This is a genomic window from Corynebacterium pacaense (genome assembly GCF_900169525.1).
Classification (GTDB): domain Bacteria; phylum Actinomycetota; class Actinomycetes; order Mycobacteriales; family Mycobacteriaceae; genus Corynebacterium; species Corynebacterium pacaense.
In genome coordinates this window covers 756247-781714 of the sequence record NZ_LT821239.1, presented here as the reverse complement: position 1 = coordinate 781714, position 25468 = coordinate 756247, and the positions used below count along the sequence as shown (strand labels likewise).

19 protein-coding genes are annotated in these 25468 nt (G+C 64.1%); 10 read left to right on the top strand and 9 right to left on the bottom strand.

Annotated elements, in window-relative coordinates:
• Positions 1 to 5: 5 nt before the first annotated feature.
• Positions 6 to 779, bottom strand: coding sequence for a succinate dehydrogenase cytochrome b subunit (locus B7E02_RS03710; protein WP_080793210.1), 774 nt, complete (start codon positions 777 to 779; stop codon positions 6 to 8).
• Between the two features lie 486 nt (positions 780 to 1265).
• On the opposite strand from B7E02_RS03710, the gene ramB reads away from it, so the two are divergent.
• Entirely contained in the window at positions 1266 to 2690 is a 1425-nt protein-coding gene (gene ramB, locus B7E02_RS03705) for an acetate metabolism transcriptional regulator RamB (RefSeq protein ID WP_080793208.1), read from the top strand.
• A 37-nt stretch (positions 2691 to 2727) separates the two neighbouring features.
• Here the strand turns inward: ramB and ybaK are convergent, their stop codons facing one another.
• Together ybaK and lpdA are read right to left on the bottom strand one after the other, a co-directional pair.
• Positions 2728 to 3237 carry a Cys-tRNA(Pro) deacylase gene (gene ybaK / locus B7E02_RS03700; protein WP_080793206.1) on the bottom strand — a complete coding sequence of 170 codons (510 nt, stop codon included), beginning with the start codon at positions 3235 to 3237 and terminating at the stop codon, positions 2728 to 2730.
• 70 nt (positions 3238 to 3307) lie between these two features.
• Positions 3308 to 4717, bottom strand: coding sequence for a dihydrolipoyl dehydrogenase (gene lpdA, locus B7E02_RS03695; RefSeq protein WP_080793205.1), 1410 nt, complete (start codon positions 4715 to 4717; stop codon positions 3308 to 3310).
• 570 nt (positions 4718 to 5287) lie between these two features.
• Here lpdA and B7E02_RS03690 point away from each other — a divergent pair.
• From B7E02_RS03690 to B7E02_RS03650, 9 genes are all read left to right on the top strand, one after another.
• The gene (locus B7E02_RS03690; protein WP_080793203.1) at positions 5288 to 6379 is read left to right on the top strand and encodes an alpha/beta hydrolase; all 1092 of its coding nucleotides are present in this window, start codon (positions 5288 to 5290) and stop codon (positions 6377 to 6379) included.
• Between the two features lie 85 nt (positions 6380 to 6464).
• Positions 6465 to 8480: a prolyl oligopeptidase family serine peptidase gene (locus tag B7E02_RS03685; RefSeq protein WP_080793201.1), complete on the top strand. Its 2016-nt coding sequence runs from the start codon at positions 6465 to 6467 to the stop codon at positions 8478 to 8480.
• A 12-nt stretch (positions 8481 to 8492) separates the two neighbouring features.
• Positions 8493 to 9881 (top strand): M1 family metallopeptidase, encoded by a 1389-nt coding sequence (locus tag B7E02_RS03680; RefSeq protein ID WP_080793199.1) that lies wholly within the window; start codon positions 8493 to 8495, stop codon positions 9879 to 9881.
• Positions 9878 to 11122, top strand: coding sequence for a hypothetical protein (locus B7E02_RS03675; RefSeq protein WP_080793198.1), 1245 nt, complete (start codon positions 9878 to 9880; stop codon positions 11120 to 11122). The genes B7E02_RS03680 and B7E02_RS03675 overlap by 4 nt, the downstream gene beginning before the upstream one ends.
• Positions 11123 to 11143: 21 nt before the next feature.
• Positions 11144 to 12154 (top strand): dTDP-glucose 4,6-dehydratase, encoded by a 1011-nt coding sequence (rfbB, locus tag B7E02_RS03670; RefSeq protein WP_080793196.1) that lies wholly within the window; start codon positions 11144 to 11146, stop codon positions 12152 to 12154.
• Positions 12155 to 13558 carry a sugar nucleotide-binding protein gene (locus tag B7E02_RS03665; protein WP_080793194.1) on the top strand — a complete coding sequence of 468 codons (1404 nt, stop codon included), beginning with the start codon at positions 12155 to 12157 and terminating at the stop codon, positions 13556 to 13558.
• Positions 13555 to 14421, top strand: a complete 867-nt coding sequence (rfbA, locus tag B7E02_RS03660; protein WP_080793192.1) for a glucose-1-phosphate thymidylyltransferase RfbA — start codon at positions 13555 to 13557, stop codon at positions 14419 to 14421. Before B7E02_RS03665 ends, rfbA begins: the two co-directional genes overlap by 4 nt.
• A gap of 21 nt (positions 14422 to 14442) precedes the next feature.
• Complete coding sequence (locus B7E02_RS03655) at positions 14443 to 15390, top strand: arsenic resistance protein (RefSeq protein ID WP_080793190.1); 948 nt, start codon at positions 14443 to 14445, stop codon at positions 15388 to 15390.
• A gap of 45 nt (positions 15391 to 15435) precedes the next feature.
• Entirely contained in the window at positions 15436 to 16497 is a 1062-nt protein-coding gene (locus tag B7E02_RS03650; RefSeq protein ID WP_080793188.1) for an NAD(P)-dependent alcohol dehydrogenase, read from the top strand.
• Between the two features lie 7 nt (positions 16498 to 16504).
• Here B7E02_RS03650 and B7E02_RS03645 read toward each other — a convergent pair whose 3' ends face one another.
• The 6 genes from B7E02_RS03645 to B7E02_RS14615 all read right to left on the bottom strand — a co-directional run bounded on the left by B7E02_RS03645 (position 16505) and on the right by B7E02_RS14615 (position 25344).
• On the bottom strand, positions 16505 to 18682 hold the full coding sequence (locus B7E02_RS03645) for a zinc-dependent metalloprotease (protein ID WP_080793186.1): 2178 nt from the start codon (positions 18680 to 18682) through the stop codon (positions 16505 to 16507).
• Positions 18679 to 20409, bottom strand: coding sequence for an ATP-binding cassette domain-containing protein (locus B7E02_RS03640; protein ID WP_080793184.1), 1731 nt, complete (start codon positions 20407 to 20409; stop codon positions 18679 to 18681). Before B7E02_RS03640 ends, B7E02_RS03645 begins: the two co-directional genes overlap by 4 nt.
• Positions 20406 to 21263, bottom strand: a complete 858-nt coding sequence (locus B7E02_RS03635; protein WP_080793183.1) for an ABC transporter permease — start codon at positions 21261 to 21263, stop codon at positions 20406 to 20408. Before B7E02_RS03635 ends, B7E02_RS03640 begins: the two co-directional genes overlap by 4 nt.
• Positions 21260 to 22300 carry an ABC transporter permease gene (locus B7E02_RS03630; RefSeq protein ID WP_080793181.1) on the bottom strand — a complete coding sequence of 347 codons (1041 nt, stop codon included), beginning with the start codon at positions 22298 to 22300 and terminating at the stop codon, positions 21260 to 21262. The genes B7E02_RS03635 and B7E02_RS03630 overlap by 4 nt, the downstream gene beginning before the upstream one ends.
• Positions 22301 to 22306: 6 nt before the next feature.
• Positions 22307 to 23899 (bottom strand): ABC transporter substrate-binding protein, encoded by a 1593-nt coding sequence (locus B7E02_RS03625; protein ID WP_218672373.1) that lies wholly within the window; start codon positions 23897 to 23899, stop codon positions 22307 to 22309.
• Positions 23900 to 24177: 278 nt separating this feature from the next.
• Positions 24178 to 25344, bottom strand: a complete 1167-nt coding sequence (locus B7E02_RS14615; RefSeq protein ID WP_245802152.1) for a 5'-nucleotidase C-terminal domain-containing protein — start codon at positions 25342 to 25344, stop codon at positions 24178 to 24180.
• Positions 25345 to 25468: the final 124 nt, after the last annotated feature.

Below are 25468 nucleotides of genomic sequence, written 5' to 3'. Positions count from 1 at the left end.
CTGACCTAGCTGACCCAGCCGACTGCGATGACGAACGGGATGATGATGTTGCCGATCAGGACGGCTGCCGGAACGATGTACGAGACAGCGAGGAGGATGGACCTCCAGCGTCGACCGGTGATGCCCAGGTCACTCACGGCGAGCCAGATGCCGTGGGACAGGTGCAGGAACAGAACGAGGTTGGCGATGATGTACCAGATCGCGACCGGCCAGCGGCTGAAGCTGGCGACCATGTTGGCGTAGACCTCACCGTGCTCGAAGACGTCCGGTGCGGCGGGGGCGACACCCAGGGTCAGGTCGAGGATGTGGAAGATAATGAAGGCCAGCAGCACGATGCCGGTGATCAGCATGGAGCGGGTGGTGAAGGAATTGAGTCCACCCATCAGGTTCGTGCGGCGGAACTTGCCGCGCGACTTGTGCGAACGGGCGGTCAGCGCGAATGCACAGTAGATGTGCAGCACGAGAGCGACCAGCAGCACAATGCGCACGATCCAGAGAAGAGAGGAATGCGGGAAGATGGGCGCACCCATCTCGCGCAGGAACTCACCGTAGACATTGATCTGCGGCTCACCCGGATGTGCGGACTGCGGTCCGTAATCCGGCATGAAGATTTTCAGGTTTCCGATCATGTGAACGAGAACGAAAGCTCCGAAGATGAGGCCGGTGATGGCCATGGTCAGCTTCATTGCCCATGTCGGATATGCGGGGCGCTGACGCAGCGCCTCCGTTGTGATTTTTCCGTGACGGATTGCCTCACGGTCGGGATTTCTAACAGTCATGGCACCTCCTGTGTCACGATTACTGTACGTGTCCCCAACTTCGATTAACTAGTTTTACAGCGTCCACTTTCAGCCCCCCGATGGCCGTTACCACGCACTTTGTGAGTTAATTAGGGTAGCCTCACCTGTTTGAACTTTGCCAGCAAATCCGGCTAAGCCTTTCTACCTGCATAAACCTGAGCGAAACGATACACTTTCAGACTGGCGTGAGCTTCCTCACAGAAGTCCCTTTCCCGGCAATATCAACCCCGTTTGGTATCAACCGAAAAGATTACCCACGCCGGCACCGTTGGGGGCCACCCGCGTTCCCGCAGGTGATTCGCCCACATCGACGGGCTACGCTTTTCACCCCGCGCCCCTGGCTCCGTCCCCCGCAGACCCCTCACGCCCCCTTGGCGGCGCTGCAAACATCGCGGAATCCGCAAGTTTGCAAAAAACCGCTGCCAATCTTGGTTAAGGTGATGCCCGTCACGCTATAGTCGTGCCATGGGAAAGACTTATGTGGGTTCCAGGCTGCGCCAGCTCCGCCGCGAGAGAGATCTCAGCCAGGCCTCGCTGGCCGCGACTCTCGGACTGTCCGCGAGCTATGTCAATCAGATCGAACACGATGTGCGGCCGCTCACCGTGCCGGTCCTTCTGAGGATCACCGAGGCCTTCGGTGTCGATGCCACGTTCTTCTCCCGCGATGATAACTCCCGTCTTCTTGCCGAGGTCCAGGACGTCATGCTCGACCGCGAGATCAACCCTTCCACCGTCGAGCTCCAGGAGCTATCGGAGATGGTCTACAACCATCCCCAGCTCGCCCGCGCCATGGTGGAGATGCACCGCCGCTACCGAAACGTCCGCGATAAGCTCTCCATCGCCGTGGACAGCCGGCACAGCACCCCCGAGGAGCGACGCCCCATCGCCGAGGCGGTGACCATGCCCCATGAGGAGGTCCGCGACTTCATCTACGCCCGCCAGAACTACTTCGACGGGCTGGACCGGCGGGCCGAGGCCATCGCCGCCCAGATCGGATGGCAGCCCTATGACGTGCGATCCTCCGAGGACGCGCTGAGCCGCCGCCTGCAGCTGGACCACGATGTCACCATCACCACCACCAAGGACGAATCGGGGACCCTGCACCATTTCGATCCGGAGACCCGGATCCTGTCCATCCACGCGCGCCTGTCCTCGGGTCAGAAGGCCTTCCGCATGGCCACCGAGCTGGGCTTTCTGGAGGCGAATGACCTGATCGAGTCCATCATCGACGACGCGCAGTGGTCCACCCCGGAGGCCCGCACCCTGGCCCGGCGCGGCGTGGCCTCCTACTTCGCCGCCGCGGTGATGCTTCCCTACAAGACCTTCCACGCCGAGGCGGAGCGCTCCGGATACGATATCGAGTACCTCGGGCAACTCTTCGGTGTCGGATACGAAACCACCGCCCACCGCCTCTCCACGATGCAGCGGCCCAATCTCCGGGGCATCCCCTTTACCTTCGTCCGCGTCGACCGCGCCGGCAACATGTCCAAACGCCAGTCGGCCACGGGCTTCCACTTCACCCACTATGGCGGCACCTGTCCCCTCTGGAACGTCTTCGAGACCTTCACCAATCCCGGTCAGATCCTGCGCCAGTTCGCGCAGATGCCCGACGGACGTAACTACCTGTGGATCTCCCGGACCGTGCGTCACCACGAGGCGCGTTTCGGCGAGACGGGCAAGCTCTTCGCCATCGGTCTCGGCTGCGAGGCCAGGCACGCCGACCGGACCGTCTACGCCCGCGGTTTCAACCTCCTGGATCTGTCGACGGCAACACCGATCGGATCGGGCTGCCGGGTGTGCACCCGTGAGAACTGCGCCCAGCGCGCCTTCCCGTCCGTCCACGGCCGCATCAACATCGATGCGCACGAATCGACGGTGGCACCCTACTGAGGGTTCGTGGTATCTACACTCCATCCGCGGTGCCGGCTCAGCCCCGCCGCGGATGGTCGGCGATGTCCGCGTACTCCCCGCCGGTGATCGCCAGTAGATCATCGGGCCGGATGATCACCGACCATCCGCGGCGCCCGGCGCTGACATAGATCCTCTCGTGGATGATCGCCGACTCATCGAGAAATACCCGGTGCGCGGTCTTCTGCCCGATCGGGGAGATCCCCCCGGCGACGTATCCCGTCACCGTCTGCGCCCGTTTGACGTCCATCATCCCCGCGTGCTTGCCACCGCCTGCCCGGGCCAGGGACTTGAGATTGAGTGTGGTGTCCGCGGGAACCACTGCAACCACGTGTTCACCGTCGACATCGGCCATCAGCGTCTTGAAGACGGTGTCCGGATCGACCCCCATCGTCTCAGCGGCATTGAGGGCGAAGCCCCTGGCGGAATGGAGATCGACATCGTGGATGTCGAGCTCGTACGCGATACCGGCCTCACCGAGGGCGATAAGCGCGGGGGTCGCCTGGCTGAAGTCCATTTTCTTTGCCATGCCATCCAATTTACGCATGCAAAAACCCGCCCCGTTCACCGAGGCGGGTCGTGGTGTTCCCCGACCGGGTCTAGAAGTTGATCATGTGACCGGAGATTCCGTGGGCAGCTTCCTTGATCGCCTCCGACAGGGTCGGATGGGTGTGGACGTTGCGTGCGATCTCCTCCGCGGTGAGGTCGTAGCGCTGTGCCAGCGTCAGCTCGGGCAGCAGTTCGGAGACGTTGGCGCCGACCAGGTGGGCACCGAGGAGCTCACCGAACTCCGCATCGGCGACGATCTTGACAAAGCCCGCGGGCTCCGCGAGTCCCTGGGCCTTGCCGTTCGCGGAGAAGGGGAAGGTGGCGGTCTTGATCTCGCGGCCCTCGAACTTCTTTCTGGCGCCCTCCTCGGTGTAGCCGAAGGATGCGACCTGGGGGTTGCAGAAGGTCGCACGCGGCATCATCTGGTAATCGCCGAGTTCCTGTGTCTCCGCACCCGCGATGGTCTCCGCGGCCACGACCCCCTGCGCCTCGGCGACGTGGGCGAGCTGCAGTTTGGCGGTGACGTCACCGATGGCGTAGATGCCCTCGACGTTGGTGCGCATGAAATCATCGATGTCGATGGCACCGCGCTCGGTGAGCTTCACGCCGGTGTTCTCCAGGCCGAATCCCTCGACGCGCGGGGCGAATCCGATGGAGATCATCGCGCGGTCAACCGTGAGCGTGTCCTTCTTGGAGCCGTCCTTGGACTCCACATCGACCTCGACGGAATCACCGTTGTCACGCACCGCGGTGGTCTTGTACCCGGTGAGCAGTGTGACGCCGAGCTTCTTGTACTGCTTCGCCATCTCCTTGGAGACGTCGGCATCCTCATTGGGAAGCACACGGTCCATGAACTCCACGATGGTGACCTCAACACCGTAGTTGGACAGGACGTAGGCGAATTCCATACCGATCGCGCCGGCGCCGACGATGACCATCTTCTCCGGCAGGTCCCTGTCCAGGATCTGCTCCTCGAAGGAGACGACGTTCCCACCGAGCTCCACCCCCGGCAGGGAGCGCACGACGGAACCGGTGGCAATGATGCAGTTGTCGAAGGTGATGGTCTTCCCGGCGTCCCTGCCTTCCGAGATCTCCACCGTCCGAGCGTCCCTGAAGGTACCCAGGCCGTCGATCTCATCGATCTTGTTCTTCTTCATCAGGAAGTGGACACCCTTGACAATGCCTCCGGAAACCTTCCGGGAACGATCATGGGCGGCACCGTAATCGAAGGAGACCTCGCCGGAGATACCGAAGGTCTTCGCCTCATGATTGAAGGTGTGGGCAACCTCAGCGTTTTTCAGCAGCGCCTTGGAGGGAATGCAGCCGACGTTGAGGCAGATACCGCCCCAGTACTGCTTTTCCACCACAGCGACCTTGAGTCCAAGCTGGGATGCGCGGATAGCGGCGACATAACCTCCGGGGCCGGCGCCAAGTACAACAACGTCATAATGTTCAGTCACGCATCCAAGGATACGTGCTCGGTGGGAAAGTGTGGTCAATCCGGGACATAAGGGGGAGATTCACCCCTCCCCTCACACACGTCGACGCCCGCGGTGCACCGTCACCGGGTGCGCCGCGGGCGTCGAAAAGCAGGGTTCAGAACAGCCCGAGTGAGTAGGACAGGTTGCTCGAGGCGGAGGAACCCGCATGGATTCCGTAGCCGAGGATGGTGTTGATGAAGAAGATGATCTGTTCAACGATATTCATTGAGATGTCCTTTTGAATCGGGAGCCTGCACCCCACCGCGCGGAACGGCGATGGGTGTGATGTCTAGATGGTCTAACGTCCGCCAGGTGGAAAATGTTAACAGGCCGGGACGAATCGCACACCGGGCGTGTCCGTTCCCGCCCTCAGCCCCGTCACAGCCTCCCACCGTGGAATGGACATTGGGGTAACCAAATTCAGAAGAAGCTGTTAACGTTTATCTGGCTTGTACCGATCTAACCAGAAGTTGCTCCGCTGTCCGGCGGTGTGCAGGAATGAAAACGGGCCGTGCAACCACAGGCCATGACTTCACGAGGAAAAGATATATGAAGATTCTTCGCCGCTTCACAGCGCCGATCGTCGCACTGGGTATCGCTTTGTCCGCCGTCGTCGCGCCGTCCACGGCCGGTGCCGCAGAGGTCACACCCTCCGAAGTTGCGGGTGACGCGGTTCCCTCGACGATCACCGAAGGGCCGAAGTACGGTGATCAGAAGGCACCGCGCTGGCGCTCCATCATCAACAAGTACGATGGCCGCGTCAAGGAGATGTGGGCCTACTCCGCCGCCATGGACCGGGACGTCCCCCTCGTTGTCATCACCCCGGACAAGAAGTCGGGTCCACGCCCGGTCATCTACCTGCTCAACGGCGGTGACGGCGGGGAGGGTGCGGCCAACTGGGTCATGCAGACCGATGCCATTGACTTCTACCTCGACAAGAACGTCAATGTGGTCATCCCGATGTCGGGGAAGTTCTCCTACTACACCGACTGGGTGGAGGAGAATGCGAACCTGGGCGGCAAGCAGAAGTGGGAGACATTCCTGGTCAAGGAACTCCCCGGTCCCATCGAGAAGAAGCTGAACACCGACGGACAGCGCGCCATCTCCGGCATGTCCATGTCCGCGACCTCCTCCCTGCTTCTCCCGCAGCACTTCCCGGGCTTCTATGATGCCGCGGCCTCCTTCTCCGGGTGCGCGGCCACCTCCACGGTGGTGCCCTGGGAGTACCTCCGCATCACCCTCAACCGCGGTGGCGCGACCCCGGAGCAGATGTGGGGACCCCGTGGGGGCGAGTACAACCTCTACAATGACGCCCTCGTCAACGCCGAGAAGCTGCGTGGAACCGATATCTATGTCTCCAACGCCTCCGGCCTGGCCGGCGAATGGGAATCCGCAACCAGTCCGCGCTTCGAGGGCCTGAATGACGGCTACCTCTCAGCTGCGATGGGTGAAACGATCATCACCGGTGGCGTCATCGAGGCCGCCACCAACAAGTGCACCCACGATCTCAAGGCCAAGATGGACGGCCTGGAAATCCCCGCCGACTGGAACCTCCGCCCCACCGGAACCCACTCCTGGGGCTGGTGGCAGGATGATCTCCGTGGCTCCTGGACCACCTTCGCCCGCTCCTTCGGCATCTAACCTGATAGTCTGAATTCCTTGCACGGCACCACCTCAACCGAGGTGGTGCCGTTTTCATGTTCCCTGCCGCACTACGCTCAGTGACATGACGGATTACAGCTTCCTCGACGAGATCGACTCCCCGCAGGCCCTTGCCTGGGCCGAGGGGTGGTCCGGGCGCACCCTTGAAAAACTGGCGTCCGAGGCTGAGTACGGGTCGCTGAGGCGGCGCCTGCTGGCCGCCCTCGACACCGATGAGCGAATCGCCTATGTCTCCCGCAGGGGAGACAGACTGTACAACTTTTGGCGTGACGCCGACCATCCCCGGGGTGTCTGGCGCAGCTGCGATTCGGAATCCTATCTGGCCGGCTCCCCCTCATGGGAGGTAATCATAGATGTCGATGCACTCGCCGCGGAGGAGGAGGAGAACTGGGTCTGGAAGGGCGCCCACGTGCGCGCCCCCGCCCACGACCGCGCCCTGATCAGGCTCTCCCGCGGCGGTGCGGACGCCACCGTGATCAGGGAGTTCGATCTGGAGACCCGTAGGTTTCTCACCGACGGTGCCTTCACGGTCACCGAGGCCAAGACGGATGTCAGCTGGTTGGACCGCGATACCCTGCTGATCGGCACGGATACCGGCGAGGGGTCACTCACCGATTCCGGTTACCCCGTGCGTATCCGCCTCTGGCGGAGGGGTCAACCACTTGCCGACGCCCCCGTCTTCTTCTCCGGCGACCCGCACGACGTTGCGGTGGGCGCATGGCGGGACCACACCCCCGGCTGGGAGCGCACCTTCGCCTCCAGGGCGCTGGACTTCTACAACTCCGAAACCTTCGTGGAAACGAGTTCCGGCCTGCGCCTTCTCGAGGTACCAGACGACTGTGAGGTGGTTGTCCACCGCCAGTGGCTGTTCATCAACCCCCGCAGCGAGTTCTCGGGAATCCCCGCAGGCGGACTCGGGGTGATCGGCTTCGACTCCTTCCTGGAGGGATCGAGGGATTTCGCGCCGGTTTTCCTGCCGACCGCCTCGGTGTCGCTGCAGGGTCTGAGTTTCACCCGGAGCTTTTTATTGCTGACACTTCTGGACAACGTCTCCACCTCCATCCGGCTGTTGGAGATCAGCGATCCCACCGCCACCCCGCGCCCGCTTCAGCTCCCGGACCACGTCAGCGCACATGTGGTGGCCACCTCCGCGCTCGACGGCGATGAGGTCTGGCTCTCCGCCGCCAGTTTCTCCAGTCCTGCCACCCTGCTGCGCGGGGACCTCGCGGTCTCCCCCGACCTCACCGAGGTCAGACACGCCCCCCTGCAATGGGACAATTCCGGGGTGGGGACCCGCCAGCACTGGGCCACCTCGAGGGACGGGACAAGGATCCCCTACTTCATCTCCGGGGACTTTGCCGCGCCCGGCCCAGGGCCCACCCTGGTCCACGCCTATGGGGGATTCGAGGTGTCGCTGACGCCTGCCCACTCCGTCACCCGGGGCATCGCCTGGCTGGAGAGGAACCGCTTCTTCGTCGAGGCCAATATCCGCGGTGGCGGTGAGTTCGGCCCCGAATGGCATTCCCGGGCGACCAAACTCAACCGCATGCGCGTCTTCGAGGACCACCGCGCGGTCCTGGAGGACCTGGTGGAGCGAGGCTATGCCACGCCTGCGCAGATTGTCATCCGTGGCGGCTCCAACGGCGGTCTGCTCACCAGCGGGGCCCTGACACAGTACCCCGAGGCCTTCGGGGCGGCGGTGATCCAGGTCCCGCTCACGGACATGCTGCGCTATCACCGGCTCTCCGCCGGAGCCTCCTGGATGGCGGAGTACGGCGACCCGGACGATCCGGAAGAGCGCCGGGTGATTGAACGCTACTCCCCCCTGCACAATATCGCCGGGCATGCGACGCGGCCCTACCCTCCCGCGCTGGTGACCACCTCCACCCGTGATGACCGGGTTCACCCGGCCCATGCCCGGCTCTTCGCCCGCGCGCTCGCCGACGCGGGACAGCCGGTGGACTATTACGAAAACACCGAGGGCGGCCATGCCGGGGCCGGCGACAACAGGCAGGTCGCGGACGTGGAGGCCCTGATCTACACCTGGATCGACTCCGCTCTCGACCTGTCCGAGGGGTAACATCACTAGACGATGACTACGAGAAGGCTGCGTTCCACCCCGGTCCCAGGTACCCGCGACACCTACACAGGCGTGGACTTCAATCTTGGCTTCCACATCCGACGCTATGAGCTCGATCTGCTCTACCGGGTGGCACCCAACCTGCTCAGCGGCACCGCCACGCTGCGGATGGACAACTACCAGGCGCTCAATTCACTGACCCTGGACCTGTCCACCAATATCCGGGTGGAGAAGGTCACCGCCACCGGCACCGCCGGAACACACGTCCAGGTGGCACGCTTCCGGCACGCCAACAAGAAGCTGCGCATCACCTTCCGCAACGAGATCCCGGTCGACCAGGAGTTTTCCCTCCAGATCCGGTACCGCGGAAATCCCCGGCCCACGCGCAGCGAATGGGGTCCGATCGGGTGGGAGGAGCTCAGCAACGGAGCCCTGGTGGCCTCGCAGCCCTGCGGTGCCCCGAGCTGGTTCCCCTGCGATGACACCCCGGATGAGAAGGCGCACTTTGATATCCGCTTCTCCGCGGACAACGGCTACACGGTGGTAGCCAACGGCGAGCTGATCGATCGCACCACCCGGGGCAGCGCCACCAGCTGGCACTACCGCACGAAACAACCCATGGCGACCTACCTGGCCACGATCCAGGTAGGTGCCTACGAACAGGTCTCCCTCGGCCTGGCACAGTCCGGTGTCGGGGTGTCCGCGTTCATCCCCTCCGCAGATCCGGCGCTGAGGAGGCGGGTTCTGCACGATTTCGCCGATCAGGCCCGCATGCTCGACGTCTACGAGCGGCTCTTCGGTCCCTACCCCTTCATCACCTACCGTGTAGTGGTCACCGAAGATGAACTGGAGATTCCACTGGAGGCCCAGGGCCTGTCCATTTTCGGCGCCAACCACGCGGACGGCGACTACACCTGGGAGAGGCTGATCGCCCACGAACTGTCACACCAGTGGTTCGGCAATTCCCTCGGGCTCGCGCAGTGGAATGACATCTGGCTCAATGAGGGTTTCGCCTGCTATTCGGAATGGCTGTGGGCGGAGGAGGCGCACGGCCTTCCCGCGAAAACCAGTGCCAGGGAGTTCTACAACGTGCTGTCCACCCTGCCGCAGGACATCCTGCTCTCCGATCCGGGTCCGAGGGACATGTTCGACGACCGCGTGTACAAGAGGGGCGCCCTGACCGTGCACGCCGTCCGCGTCCTGCTCGGCGATGAGGCCTTCTTCCGCACCATCCGCGCCTACGTCGCCGAGGGCCGTCACTCGGTGGTTGAGCCGGTGGACCTGCGCCGCCACATCGACAGGACCTGCGCGGAGATCGGTATCCCCGGCACCGAGGTCGACCGCATCTGGGATTCCTGGTTGAAGAGCACCCCCCTGCCGCCCTTCCCCGAGGGCGCATGAAATACCTGACCCTGGCCACCGTCATCGCCGGTCTCTCCGGTTTCGTGGTAATCATCATCGCGGGCAGGGCCCTGGGCGATTCCAGCACCCTGGCGGAGGAGTTCACCGCCTACTGGGGTCTGTTCTTCGCAGGCACCGGAGTTCTGACCGGCCTGACGCAGGAGACCACCCGCGCCATCTCGGCGGCCAGAAGCGCCCCGGATGCACCTCGCGGATCGATCCGCCCGATAGTTTTCTCCCTGTTCGCCGCCGCCGCGACGGCCGTGATCCTCGGCGCGACCACTCCCCTGTGGATCGGTCGCCTGCTCAGCGACCACCAGGGGATCAGCGTGGCGATGCTGGCCCTGGGACTGGGCAGCTACGCGGTGCAGGCCACGATCTCGGGCATCCTCTCCGGATGCCAGCTGTGGAAGCAGTACGCCGCGTTGATCTCCCTGGACACCGGTGTGCGCATGATCCTGGCTGTTGCCGCCTGGCTGCTGGGCTACCAGCTCCTCGCGTTCCTCGTGATCACCGTGATCGGGGCCGTATCCTGGATCTTCATCGTCGCGGGCTCCCGCGAGGCACGGGCCGCGCTGTCATCGATCACGGACGTCTCGGCCGCCGTGTTCACCCGGCAGGCCCTGACCGCGATGGCGGCCTCCGGCGCCACGGCCGTGCTGATCACCGGTTTTCCCACCCTGGTCAAACTGACGAATCCGGACACCACGGGCCAGGCGGTCACCGCCGCCGCGGTGATCTACGCCGTCACCCTCACCCGTGCGCCCCTGCTGGTGCCGCTGCAGCAGTTCCAATCGGCGATCATCGTCCGTTTCGTGCAGAACAGGCAGGCTCCCCTGCGCGCCCTGGCCGCACCCCTCCTGATCGTCTGGACGGTCGGCCTCATCGGTGCCGGGCTCGCCTGGCTGATCGGCCCCTGGCTCCTTGAGGTGCTGCTGGCCAGGGAGATCTATGCGGTGCCCGGTAGCCTGCTCGCGGTCCTGACACTCGGGGCGACATCGACTGCGACGCTGATGGTCACCGGCTGTGCGAGCATCGCCTACGGCCGCCACGGGCTGTACCTGGGTGGCTGGCTGATGGCCACCGCCGTCGCCATCGGGTTGCTGCTCGGTCCCTGGGAACTGGCGACGGCCGCGGGACTGGCACTGATCTGCGGCCCGCTTGCGGGCCTGGTCGTGCACGCCGCAGCTCTGCTGCGTTCCGGTGGAATCGCCGAGGGGAGCGTCGAAAAGCTCGGGTGAACGGGCCGTATAGTTGGTGCCATGACTTCATTGCTCGTCACCGGTGGCGCCGGTTTCATCGGTGCCAACTTCGTTCGCCACACCATCTCGCACCACCCCGAGTATGACCGCATCACGGTCCTGGACAAACTGACCTACGCGGGGAACCCCGCCAACCTCGCGGGCCTCGAGGTCGACCTGGTCAAGGGCGACATCTGCGACACCGAGCTTGTCGACGACCTGGTGGGCACCCATGACGTCACCGTGCACTTCGCCGCCGAATCACACAACGACAACTCACTGGCCGATCCCTCCCCCTTCGTGCACACCAACATCAACGGCACCTTCACCCTGCTCGAGGCCGTGCGCAGACACGGCACCCGCTTCCACCACATCTCAACCGACGAGGTCTTCGGCGACCTGGAACTCGACGACCCGAATCGCTTCACCGAAACCACCCGCTACAATCCCTCCTCGCCCTACTCGGCGACCAAGGCAGGCTCCGACCATCTGGTCCACGCCTGGATCCGCTCCTTCGGCATTCGGGCGACGATGTCGAACTGCTCCAACAACTACGGCCCCTACCAGCACATAGAGAAGTTCATCCCACGCCAGATCACCAATATTCTGGCCGGGCTGGCCCCGAAGCTCTACGGCACCGGTGAGCAGGTCCGCGACTGGATCCACGTCGATGACCATAACGCGGCCGTGCACCTGATCCTGGACCGGGGCCGCATCGGCGAGACCTACATCATCGGCGCCGACAACGACCACATCAACAACAAGCACGTCATCTCCCTGATCTGCGAACTGATGGGGCGGGCACCCGACGCATACGAGCATGTCAACGACCGGCCCGGCCATGACATGCGCTACGCCATGGATTCCACGAAACTGCGCCGCGAGCTCGGCTGGCGCCCCCGCTACACCGACGTCGATTCCGGGATGCGCGAGGGGCTGGAACAGACCATCGCCTGGTATCGCGACAACGAATCCTGGTGGCGTGAGGCCAAGGCCGGGGTCGAGGCCACCTACGCCAGGCAGGGACAGTAAATGAGCGAGCTCAACTCGGAATTCAACACGGAACTTCGCGCCACCCCGACCGCCATCGACGGACTCGTCTTCTACGACCTGCCCGTCCACGGTGACAACCGCGGCTGGTTCAAGGAGAACTGGCAGCGCGAGAAGATGACCGCCCTGGGCCTGCCCGATTTCGCCCCGGTGCAGAACAACATCAGCTTCAACGCCGAGGCCGGGGTCACCCGCGGGCTCCACGCAGAACCCTGGGACAAATACATCTCCGTGGCCACCGGCAGCGTCTTCGGTGCCTGGTGCGACCTGCGTGAGGGCTCCCCGACCTACGGAAAGGTGGCCACCACCACCATCACCGTGGACCGGGCCGTCTATGTCCCGCGCGGGGTGGCCAACGGCTTCCAGGCCCTGGAGGACGGCACCGCATACACCTATCTGGTCAACGACCACTGGTCGCCCGAGGCCAGCTACTCCTTTGTCAACCTCGCCGACCCCTCCCTGGGCATCGACTGGCCACTGCCGTTGACGGAGGTGTCCGACAAGGACAGGAACCATCCCCCGCTCGAGCGGGCCCGCCCGGTGCCGCCACGCAGGATCCTGGTCACCGGCGCGGCCGGGCAGCTGGGATCCGCACTCCGCGCGCAGTTCCCCGACGCGGAGTTCCTCACCCACAACGACCTCGACATCACCTCCCCCGATCTGGACTCCGCCCGCCCGTGGCGGCAGTACTCCACCATCATCAACGCGGCCGCCTATACCAACGTCGATGCGGCCGAGACCACCGGCCGCGCCACGGCCTGGGCGGTGAACGCCGCAGGCGTGGCCAACCTCGCACGCATCGCCGCGGCCAATCAGATCACCCTCGTGCACGTGTCCTCGGACTATGTCTTCGACGGCACCGCCACCGGCGCCTATTCCGAGAACGCCCCACTGTGTCCGGTCGGCGTCTACGGCCAGTCCAAGGCAGCCGGTGACATCGCAGCCGCCACCGCACCACGCCACTACGTCGTGCGCACCAGCTGGGTCATCGGCGACGGACCCAATTTCGTTGCCACCATGGCCTCACTCGATGCCCGTGGTATCGCCCCGAAAGTGGTCGATGATCAGATCGGTCGCCTGAGCTTCACCGTCGATATCGCCGCCGGCATCAAGCATCTGCTGAACTCCGATGCCGAATTCGGAATCTACAACCTGAGCAACAGCGGCGAGGCGGTGTCGTGGGCACAGATCGCCCGGGCCGTCTATGATGATCCCGGTCAGGTCACCGGGGTGAGCACGGCCGAGTACTTCGCCGACAAGCCCGGGGCCGCTCCCCGCCCCCTGAACTCGGTTTTGGACCTTTCCAGGATCGAGGCCGCCGGTTTTCATGCACCGCCCTGGCGGGACCGCCTCGGTGACTATCTGGAAGGAATCAGAAACAGATGAAGGGCATCATTCTCGCGGGCGGATCAGGCACCCGCCTCTACCCGATCACCAGGGGCATTTCCAAGCAGTTGATGCCGATCTATGACAAGCCGATGATCTACTACCCCCTGACCACGCTGATCCAGGCGGGGATCAGGGAGATCCTGATCATCACCACGCCGGAGGACTCGCAATCCTTCATCCGCCTGCTCGGTGACGGTTCGGCGTGGGGAATCAGCCTGGAGTACGCGGTTCAGCCCTCCCCGGACGGGTTGGCACAGGCGTTCATCATCGGCGCGGACTTCATCGGCGATGACGATGTCGCCCTGGTGCTCGGCGACAACATCTTCGACGGCGCACAGCTGGGCCATGCTCTGAAGCAGTGCGTCGATCCGGAGGGCGGGATCGTCTTCGCCTACGAGGTCTCCGATCCCGAACGCTACGGCGTCGTCGAGTTCGACGCCGGGAACAGGGCCGTATCCATCGAGGAGAAGCCGGCCGCACCGAAATCGAATTTCGCGGTGGTGGGCCTGTACTTCTACGACAACCGGGTGGTGGAGATCGCCCACGGGATCACCCCCTCCGAACGCGGCGAACTGGAGATCACCAGTGTCAACGAGGCCTATCTGAACCGGGGCGCGCTGACGGTCCAGAGACTCGAACGCGGTGACGTCTGGCTGGATACCGGAACGATCGATTCCATGAGCGAGGCCTCGGCCTATGTGGAGGTGCTGCAGAAACGAACCGGAACCATCATCGGCTCCCCCGAGGTCGCGGCCTACCGGCAGGGATTCATCGACGCCCCCCAGCTGGCCTCCCTCGGTGAGCAGTTGAGGAAGTCCGGCTACGGCACCTACCTCCTGCGCGCCGCGAACGAAGCCTGAACGACCGGGCCCGGGACATTCATGGTCGAGTGGTGGAACAGGCACCAGGTGGTCCTCTACATTCTGGCGCTGGCCTTCGGGGCAGGACTGGGCCTGGTCACGCCCGGGGTGGCGGGGCATCTGGAGTCCGCGATCAATCCCGTCCTCATGCTTCTGCTCTACGCCACCTTCCTCGGGGTGCCCTTCGTGGAACTGCCGCGGGTGTTCCGGGATGCCCGCTTCCTCGGCGCGGTGGTGATCCTCAACTTCATCATCGTCCCGGTCGTGGTGTATCTGCTCACCCGCCCAGTCGCCGCCGAACCCGCCCTGGCCATCGGGGTGATGCTGGTCCTGCTTGCCCCGTGCATCGACTATGTGATCGTGTTCTCAGGCATCGCCGGGGCGGCCAATGACCGTCTGCTTGCGGTGTCGCCGCTGCTCATGCTGTTGCAGATGCTGCTGCTTCCGGTCTATATGAGCCTGTTCAGCGATGCCGGTCTCGGCGCGATCATAAACATCGGCCCCTTCATCGAGGCATTTGTCCTGCTGATTCTAGTTCCCCTGGCACTGGCCGCCGCCACCCAGTTCATCGCACGGACATCGCGGGCGGGGGTCGGGGTGTGCGCCTTCTTCGAGGCCCTGATGGTTCCGCTGATGATGCTCACCCTCGCAGTCGTGGTGGCGTCACAGATCCTCTCCGTCCGCTCCGAACTCGGTGCGCTGCTCGCGGTGATTCCGATCTTCGTGGCCTTCCTTATCATCATGGTCCCGCTGGGTATCCTCGTCGGCCGGATGGCCCGGCAGGATACCCGGGGTATCCGGGCCCTGGTCTTTTCCGGGGCGACGCGGAACTCCCTCGTAGTTCTTCCGCTTGCGCTGGCCCTACCGGCGGAGCTTGCGCTGGTGGCGGCAGTGGTGGTCACCCAGACCCTGGTGGAGCTGGTCGGCATGATCGTCTATGTCAGGGTCGTGCCCTTCCTGGTCCGTTGACCTGCGCGTGTGCCGTGCGGGGAGCGCCGATGTAGTCTTGCGCGCATGAGTATCTCAACCAAGGCACTGCAGAAGACCGACCCGGAGTCCCCTTTCCAGGTGAAGCTGATCGAACGGCGCGATCCGCGACCGGATGACGTGGTCATCGAGATCAGGGCCGCCGGCATCTGCCACAGCGATATCCACACGATCCGCAATGAGTGGGGGGAGGCACATTTCCCGCTCACCGTCGGTCACGAGATCGCCGGTGTGGTCTCCGCCGTGGGCACGGACGTGAGCCGATACAGCGTCGGCGACCGGGTCGGGGTCGGCTGCCTGGTCAACTCCTGCGGCGAGTGCGAGGAGTGCGTGGCCGGTGAGGAGCAGAACTGTCTGAGGGGAAACGTCGGGACCTACAACTCGATCGACGTCGACGGCACCGTCACCCAGGGTGGTTACGCCGAGCGGATCGTGGTCAATGAGAGATTCGTCTGCCGGATACCCGATGAGCTGGATTTCGATGTCGCGGCCCCCCTGCTGTGCGCCGGGATCACCACCTACTCCCCCATCACCCGCTGGGACATTAAAAGTGGAGACAAGGTCGCGATCCTCGGGCTCGGTGGGCTCGGCCACATGGGGGTGCAGATCGCCGCGGCCAAGGGAGCGGAGGTGACGGTGCTCTCACGGTCGCTGCGGAAGGCGGAGATCGCCGCTGAGCTCGGTGCCCACCGCACCCTGGCCACGACCAAGGAGGGATTCTTCGAGGAGCACCGCGGCGAGTTCGATTTCATCCTCAACACCATCAGCGCCGATATCGATGTCGATTCCTACCTGCGGCTGCTCAAACCGCACGGGGTCATGGCCGTGGTCGGACTCCCGCCCACGGCGCAGAGCCTGCATTTCAATGCACTGATCAGCGGCGCGAAGGTTCTCACCGGTTCCAACATCGGCGGTATCCGGCAGACGCAGGAGATGCTGGACTTCTGTGCGGAGCACGGTTTCGGTGCACGCATCGAGAAAATCGGTGTCACCGGGGTCGATGAGGCCTATGACCGCGTGGTCGCCGGGGATGTGCAGTTCCGCTTCGTCATCGACACCTCCACCTTCAACGAGGTGGAGGCGGTTTAGTCCGCTTCTACAGGGGCGCGCCCGGGGGCACCGTGGGTAGGGGGAAGCGATGGACCGCAGCCTTCGGATCCTCCCTCCAGACCGCGGCCGCCCAGCGCGCCTTCTCAGCCTGCCGGTCATCGGGCCACCTGGACAGCAGCGCCAGCAGCTCATCCTGCGTGCCGGCGAGAAGTTCTCCCGAGGCCAGTACCTGAACCACGGCGTGAATCACCACATGGGCGTTATCCACGGTGGAGGCCCGGGCGAGGGCTGCGGTCACCTCCGTTACCCCGGGGAATCCGGGGTCATGGCGTGCCTGCGTCCACACCCGGTTGAGGCGGGGTGCGCTGACCACCTGCGTGACGACGACCGCCGTGGCAGCAGCACCCAGGCTGATCGGGTCGAACAGGCGCCCCAACCGGGACACCACCTCGGCCGGGCCCGCGGGGATGCGGTCCGCCGCCGGCGGTACCAGCCTCAGGATCTCGGCAGGCACATCCACGATCCCACCCGTGAGCAGGTCGGCGAGAGCTGCAAGTGCACGGCGCTGAACCTCGGGGGAAACCCGGTCGACGGGCCGCGACCCACCCACCGTGTCATAGACATAGTCCACCCCGGCGAGCAGTCCCGCCACCTCCTCGGCCTGGAATCGATGGAGCAGGAACAGGCGGGTGTATCTGTCCCGCAGCTCCCCCTGCTGCGCCTCCGGAGGTGCCGCGGAGGAACCGAAGGTGGACAGGGCACGGTGGCGGATATCCAGGATGTGGCCAAGGCCGCTCAGGGCATCGCCGGTTTCGTCCGGGCGGCGCGACACCCACGGTGCAGATGAAACGGCATCGGCGGCATCGCCCTCGGTGAGAAAGCCCTGGGCATCGGTCCTCCCGGTCACACCGCTACGTTCCGGGTACGCCCATCTGAGCAGGCGGGCATCCCAGTCGGAGAGGCCGGTGGGATAGGCCCGCTCCGCGAAGAACACCCCGCGTTCGGCTGATTGCCCGAGGGCGGGGAAAGGATAGTCCATCACCGAGGATCGCAGGTGGGTGTGGGTGGTGAAGTTGTGCGCGAATCCGAAGGAGTGCCCGATCTCGTGGGCGGACAGCAGACGGACACGCTCAATGAGCACGGAGTCGATTCTGTCCAACCGTTCCTTTTCATCGGTGGCGCCGTAGGGCTGGAGCAGTGCCTCGAACAACTGGCGCAGCTGGATGATCCGCTCACTGCCCAAGCGCACGGTTCCGCGCAGGATCTCCCCTGTCAGCGGTGCGGCCTGGGAATTGCCCAGGGACCAGCCCCTGCCGGTCCGGTGCACCCAGAAGATGGCGTTGGTGCGCTCGCCCCACAATGACTCCCCCGCAAGTGGCAGCCGTGCCTCGAAGGTGATGCCCACCTCCGCGAAGGCGGATCGCCACCAGTTCGCTCCCTCGACCACCGCAGTCCGGAAGGGTTCGGGTATGGCGGGATCGACAAGATAGGTGATGGGCGCACCGGGGCGGAATCGTGGCTGGACCGCGAGGTCGATGTGATCGCTTCGTCGAGGATCAATGCTCCGCGGTCCGTTGCCCCCGGACCTCGGATGGTGCGCCAGCACAGCCACCTCCCCGGGCACAGCTGTGATCCAGGTACGCAGCGTAAGGGATATGTTGTCGGAGGGCAGCCAGCTTTCGGCCTCCTCCTCGGTGGAGGCGAAGGTGCTGAAAGGGTTGTGGCGGGGATCCGTTACCCCCGGGGACCTCCGGAAGACCAGGTCGGTGGCGATGTCACCGCGCTCACTGTCGGTACGGACCCGGGATGCCGCGGGAACAACTCTGTACCTGCTCTTCTCGGAGGCGCCTCCCCAGGGTTGCTGCGACAGCGATTCCGCGAGGTGGAAGGGATCAGCCAGGAGAAGTTCCGTGATATCCACGGCGAGCCCACCACGCCCCTCGACCACGGGTACCGCGGCCAGGAACTCGGTCGCGAACGCTTCTGTCACCGCCAGGTCAGCATCGTCGTCGCCGCTGCCGCTGCCGAGACGGTGCGGAAGCGAATCGAAGACGACACGTTCCCCGTCGCTGCGCCACCGCACCAGCAGGACCTTGGTGGATTGTCCGCGATCGATCAGTATCCTGCTGGAACCGAGACCATGTTCGATGGCTCCATAGATCAGTGCCCTGCCGGTGTGGGAGGGCAGGAGGAGTGTGGTCCCGGATCGGGTCAGCCGACTCATGCGACCGCCTCCAGAGTCGGAACCGCATCGAGGAGTTCTCGCGTGTAGGGGTGACGGCTGTTGCGGAACACCTCATCGGTGGTGCCCTGCTCAACGATCCGACCATCCTTCATCACCGCGATCCGGTGACTGAGATGCTGGACCACCCCCAGGTCGTGGGAGATGAACAGCATCGCCAGGCCGGTCAGTTTCTGCACTTCCTGGAGAAGATCGAGGACCTGCGCCTGGGTGATCACGTCGAGGGCGGACACCGGCTCATCGGCGATGAGCAGATCAGGTTTGCCTGCCAGTGCCTGCGCTATCGACACGCGCTGTCGCTGGCCCCCCGACAGCTGCCCCGGGCGCGCGGTCAGTGTGGCCTCGTCCAGGCCGACGAGTCCGAGGAGCCGGAGGCTCTCCTCACGGCGAGCGTGCCTGTCCAGGCCGGAATGGAGTCGGAGTGGCTGTTCAAGTAGCTGATCAACCCGGAACTGCGGATCAAAGGAACCGAGGGGGTCCTGGGTGATCGTCTGCACCCTGTGGCGGTGGGGCCGCCTGCGCCTTTCTGGCAGGGCGCTCCACTGCTGGCCGAAGACGTCGATACGCCCCTCGTCCAATTTCTGAAGTCCGATGATGGCCCGTCCGAGGGTGCTCTTTCCCGATCCGGATTCACCGACCACACCCAGGGTTTCCCCTGGTTGGATATGCAGATCAACCCCGTCGAGGGCGGTGCGCCGGCTCGACTTCGGCCCGGGGAAGACCACCGTGGCCTTCCTGACCGTGAACAGGGGCTGGGCATCGAACTGCCGCGTGTCCTCGTGGATGTGCGCCGCGGACTCGGTGCCGGCGGCTTCAGCGCCCTCGGGAACATGGAGCTTCCGGCCCCGGGTCCGCTCGCTGGGTATGGCGCCGAGGAGCCTGCGGGTGTAGGAGTGACGGGGTCGGCCGAGGACCTCGACGGTCGGACCGGATTCCACAATCTCACCGTGCCGCATGACCAGTACCCGATCCGCGATGGAGGACACCACAGCCAGATCGTGGGAGATCAGCAGGATGGCGCGGCCACCATCGGCCAGTGCCCTCAGGAGTTCGAGTATCCGCTTCTGGACGGTGACGTCGAGGGCGGTCGTGGGTTCGTCGGCGATGATCAGTCCCGGCTGATTGACCAGTGCCGATGCGATGAGGGCTCGCTGCCGCAATCCGCCGGAGAGTTCATGGGAATACTGCCGCCTGCGGATCTCGGGGTCGGGGATCCCCGCCTGAAGCAGCGCCCTCTCCACCTGTGCGTCGATCTGGGCACGGGGTGCCCTCCCGATCGCCTCACCGACCTCCTTGCCGATTCTGCGCAGCGGATCGAGGGAGGTCAGCGCATCCTGGAGCACGAATCCGATCTCCCTGCCGCGGATGCCCTGCCACTGCTTCTCCGTCAGCTCCTGGAGGTTGCGGGCCCCGAGCCGGATCTCATCCGCCCGGACAACCGCATCCTCACCCGCCAGTCCGATCAGGGTGCGGGCGGTGACGGACTTCCCGGATCCGGACTGACCGACCAGTGCGACAATCTCGCCGGGGTGGGCATCCAGCGAAACGCCGTTGACGACGGGTTCCGGGCCCCTCCCCGGAAAGGAGACGGTGAGATTACGAACCGAGAAGATCGGATCCGTTCTGACTTCCCCTCCCGTCACGCCGGGCCCCTGATCGGTGGTTTTCCGACGGATCCGGGTTTCGGTGTCTAGATCCTGACTGATCATTGCTGTCCTCCTCGTGAAATGACCGCCTGCAGCTTGCGCCCCAGAACGGTGATACTGATGACGGATACGGCGACGACGGTCGCCGGGAAGATGCTCGTCCAGGGCGCCACTGAAAGGTAGCTGCGTCCCTCGGAGAGGATCGCACCCCACTCCGGTGTCGGAGGGGCGACGCCCAGCCCCAGGAAGCTGAGGGAGGACGCGGACAGGATCGAGGTGCCCACCCCGATCGTTGCAAGGATGGCCAGTGGCCGGATGATGTTGGGCAGGACGTGGCGGTAGATGATCCAGCCGGGGCTCTCCCCCACCACCCGCGCGTGCTCGACGTATCCGGACAACCGGACCGCGAGGACCTGGGACCGCACGAGTCGCGCGTAACCGGCGATGCCCGACAGCCCCACCGCGATGAGGGTGTTGAGCGGTCCGCGCCCCAGTACCGCGACGATCACAAGTGCGAGCAGCAGCTCCGGGAACGCCAGGAGGATGTCGATCAGCCTCTGTGCCAGGCGGTCGAGACCCCGGGGCAGGTACACCGACAGCAGCCCGAGCAGGGTGCCCACCGCAAGGGAGAGCAGCGCCGCGCCGATCCCGATCAGCAGAGAATAGCGGGCGCCGTGGACCACCCGTGAGAAGACGTCACGGCCCAGCTGGTCGGTGCCGAAGGGATGCGAGAGTGATGGAGGCTGGAAAACCGAACCAAGGGCCGCCTCCCGCGGATCAAAGGAGGTGAACAGGGACGGGACCAGCGCGGCGGCGACCAGGGCGATGACAATCAGTCCCGCCAGCAGTGTCCCCACGGGTACCCGCCGTGCGCTGTCTATTCTCGGAGCAGCCAGAATGGCATTCGCCGTACTCATGAACCGGTTCCCTTCCGAAGACGTGGATCAATAACCACATAGCCCACGTCGATGATCGCGTTGACGAGGGAGTACACCAGGGCTGACAACACGACCAGTCCCAGAATCAGTGGCATGTCCCTGGAACTGATCGCCAGCAGCATCACCTGGCCGATGCCGGGGCGTCCGAACACCGTCTCGGTGAGAATCGAACCGGCGAGCACGCCGCCGAGCAGTGTTCCGGAGACGGTGGATACCGAAAGCAGTGCATGCCGGAGCGCGTGCCGGAGTCTGAGAGTCGATTCGCTGACGCCGCGCGAACGCACGGTCAGGGCGAAGGGCTGCTCCATCGCGTTCTCAATTCCATCACGGAGGACCTGCGACAGAATTGCCGCCAGAGGAAGCGAGAGTGCAAGTGCGGGGAGGACGAGTGCCGCGGGGCCGTCGGCCCCGACCACGCGGAACCAGCCGAGACCGAAACTGAAGATCACCAGCAGGACGATTCCGATCCAGTACACCGGTGTGCTCAGAAAGACGAGCTCGGCCCCGGAGGCGATCGTCCTGGCGACGGATTTCCCCCCGGAGGTTGCTATCGCGGTTGCAAAGGCAAGGATGAGGGCCAGGGTGAAACCTGCCAGCGCCAGCTCGAGGGTCGGGCCGATGTTGTCGCCGATTACCTGCAGCACGGGGTTCCGGAAGACATAGGAATCACCGAAGTCACCACGAAAGGCTCTGAGCAGGTAGTTGAGGTACTGGATGCCCAGCGGCTGATCTAGACCGTACTGCTCGGTGATGACCCGGCGCTGTTCGGCGTCAACGATGTTCTCGCCGCCGGCCATGATCGCCACGGGGTCACCGGGGATCGCCTTGACCGCAACGAAGGCGATGGTGGCTGCACCCCAGACAACGAGGAGAGTTTCAACGAGCCGTCGGAGGAGAACGGTGGACAGGGACCGTGCCGTGGATGCGACGCGGGTCGGGGCGGAATCACGGTGGTCCCGGTCCAGCACGTCCACCCCACCGCCCTGCGCGGGACGCGGGGACACTAACTCGCTCATGACGGCCTACCTTGACAGGAAGGAATTGTAGAAGAAGGGCTTGGCGTTGGTTGCCCACTCGACGCCCTGAAGGTCGCTGGTATGCGCCAACTGGTAGTTGGGGACGTAGATGGGTACTGAATAGGCCTCGTTGATGATCTCCTGCTGGACCTGGGCGTAGAGCTCCTCCCGGCGTTCACCCGATGCGCCGACAGCCTCGTTCAACTGCCCGTCCAGGGAGCTCACCCGGGATGAGTTCCCGGCACCGATCGTCGCCGAGCCGTACACGGTGCGCAGGATATCGGGTTCGGCGCGGACGAAGAAGTAGGCGACGATATCATAGTCCCCCGACTCATTTCTCGAGGTCAGCGTACCGGAGTCCACCGAATCGAGCACCAGTTCAATGCCCGACTCCCGGTACCCCGACTGCAGGGCCTGGACGAGGTTGACATTGTCCTGGCCACTCTGTGCCGCGTCGTAGACCCATCTGACCGACAGCCGCTTGCCGTCCTTGGTCCGGTAGCCCTCGGAGTCCCTTTCCGTCCACCCCGCCTGATCAAGAAGCTCCGCGGCACGGTCGGGATCGTTCTTCCAGGATCCGTCGATGCTGGCATCCGCATACTGGGTGTGGGAACTCAGTGGTCCCGTGGCGGGTTCGACGGTTCCGAAGTAGGTCGCCTGGACACCTGCATCAATATCCACCGCGGTCTGGAAGGCCTGTCGGACCAGGGGATCGGAGAAGGGCCCGGTTTCAGTGTTCAACTGGAAGGTCCACGGCACACCGGGGTTTTCGTAGGTGTCGATGACAATGTCGTCATTGCCCCGGAGACCGGCGTTGTTCGCCGGCGGGATGGCGTCAATGGCGTCCACCTGACCGCTTTCCAGCGCCCCGAGGCGTGTCGACGCCTCCGGAAGGTAGCTGTACTCGATCCCGTCCAGGTGTGCCGGTCCGGTGTGATCGAGGTGCGTCGGACCCCAGTTGTAGTCATCTCGTTTGGACAGCTTGCTGCCCTGTCCCTGCACGTAGGAGTCGAGCAGGAAAGGCCCCGAGCCGACGATCCTGTTGGTCAGTTCGCCGCCACCATTGATAAACGCGGACGACTGGATACCCAGGTAGGGGAGGCTGAGCCCCTGCAGCAGCGGGGAGAAGGGCGTGTCATAGCGGATGATCAGGGTCGATGCGTCCGGAGCCTCGATGGCCGCCACCGGGCCAAGGAGTGAGCGGGCGTAGTTGGAGTTGTTCGCCGGATCGAGAATGAAATCGAAGTTCTCCTTCACCGCACCGGCGTCCAGGGTCTCCCCGTCGGAGAAGGTGACGTCATCGCGGATGGTGAAGGTGTACTCGGTGTTGTCGTCGTTGATGGACCAGTCACTGGCGAGCCAGGGATGGATCTCATTGTTGACGTCCTGCGAGACCAGGGAATCGACAACCTCACGCGCGATGGTTGCGGTGATGGAGCTGCCGCTGAGATGCGGGTTGATGATCGGTGTGTCGCTGCCGAAAGCCACCTTCAGCACTCCGCCCTCGACAGGTCCCTCTGTCTGGGTCTGCGCCTCCTCGGCTGAGCTGGAGCATCCCGCGAGTGCCAGGGCCCCCACGATAAGGAGTGCGCCACTCAAGCTACCCGCCCGGCCCAGTTTCCTTCGAAGTCTTTTCTCCACTGACGTACCTTTCACTCACTGCACATTTTCTCGGGCGTGACCGCTTTATGGAATCACGTTCCCGTCACAGTAGAGTGCGAGGTAAATCAGCGCTAGCAGCCTTCGTTTCATCCCCGGAGAAAATTATCCTGACCTGCTGTAAGAATAATTTTCACCGCGATAGGATAGACAGACCGTTCCGCCTTTTACGTACCGCTCGGACCAGAGTTTCATCCCCTTCCGTCCGAGTGGCGGACTCAGAGGAACTGAGCCAGCAGCTGGCTGCCGACATTGGCATACCAGAAGGCGAAGGCCCCACCGAGGACCGCGAGTACTGCCGCGATTCCGGCGAACTTCCCGAAGCTCGAACTCCCAGAGACCTGCTCGTCCAGTGGAACGGTGAAGGTGGTGCCGTTGTCCGTTTCAATCTTGAGCTCAGTGGCATCGCTGGGAATCCGCAGACTCACCGTGGCACTGCCCGTCTCATCAAAATCGGTGACGACGGTGTTGTCCACCTCTGCGGTGACCGATTCCCCGCCCGCCGTGACGGTGACATCCTTCGCCTGCGGCTCCCCCGCGGAGGTGTAGGACAGCGAGGAGAGATCAAGCTCTACCTCATTGCCCGGCCGCGCTTCGCCCTTGATGGAGATACCGACGGATGCCTGATTGGTCCGCGGCTCAACCCCCGTGTGTTCGGCGAGGTACCTGGTGAACAGGTCAACGTCGATCACGCCGGCATCGGTGAAGTTCGAACCCGACTTCAGAGCGCTGAAACCATCTCCTCCCGAGAGCAGGAAGCTGGAGCCTGCGACCCGGTAGGTCGCCGCGGGGTCAACCGGTTTGCCGTCAATGTAGATGGCCGTGATTCGCTTGCCCTGTTCAGCGGTCGGATCATAGGAGTACTGGACATTGTTGGAGAGTCCGAGCGCGAGACGCGGATGCTCGGAGTTGGGGTCCTTCCACTGCTGTTCAAGGAGTTCCCTGACCTGTTCGCCCTTGATGTCAACCACACCGTAGGCATTGTTGAAGGGCTGCACGAGGTAGGCATCGGAGAAGGTGACCTCACCCTTCTCCAGATCCTCGCGGACCCCACCTGCGTTCATGATGCCGAAATCGGGACCGAGCTTGGTGGTTTCCCTGATACCCCAGAATCCCGCCTCGGCCAGAAGGTTGTTCAGCGTGGACTCGGTACCGCGGTTGGTTCCGGGACCCGCATCCTTGTCCGAACCGCGATAGAAGGAATTGTCGATGGTTGCGACAACCTTGTTACCCTCCTCGACCGAGGAATCGACAGCCGCTGCGACGATTCCCGCAACCTCGGCATCCGGTGTACCTGCACATTCCGCAGCGATTTCCTTCGCGGGGACATTGTGGCCTTCAACCCGGGTGACCTTCTTGGCCGCCTTGTCGTAGGTGATGCTCACATCGGCAAGGAACATTCCGTAGTTCGCGGGCTGAATGACAAACAGTGGCTCCTTGCCTTCCCGTGCGATCCCCTGCTGAGCGTAGACAGCATGGGTGTGCCCCGCGAAGACAACATCGACGGCA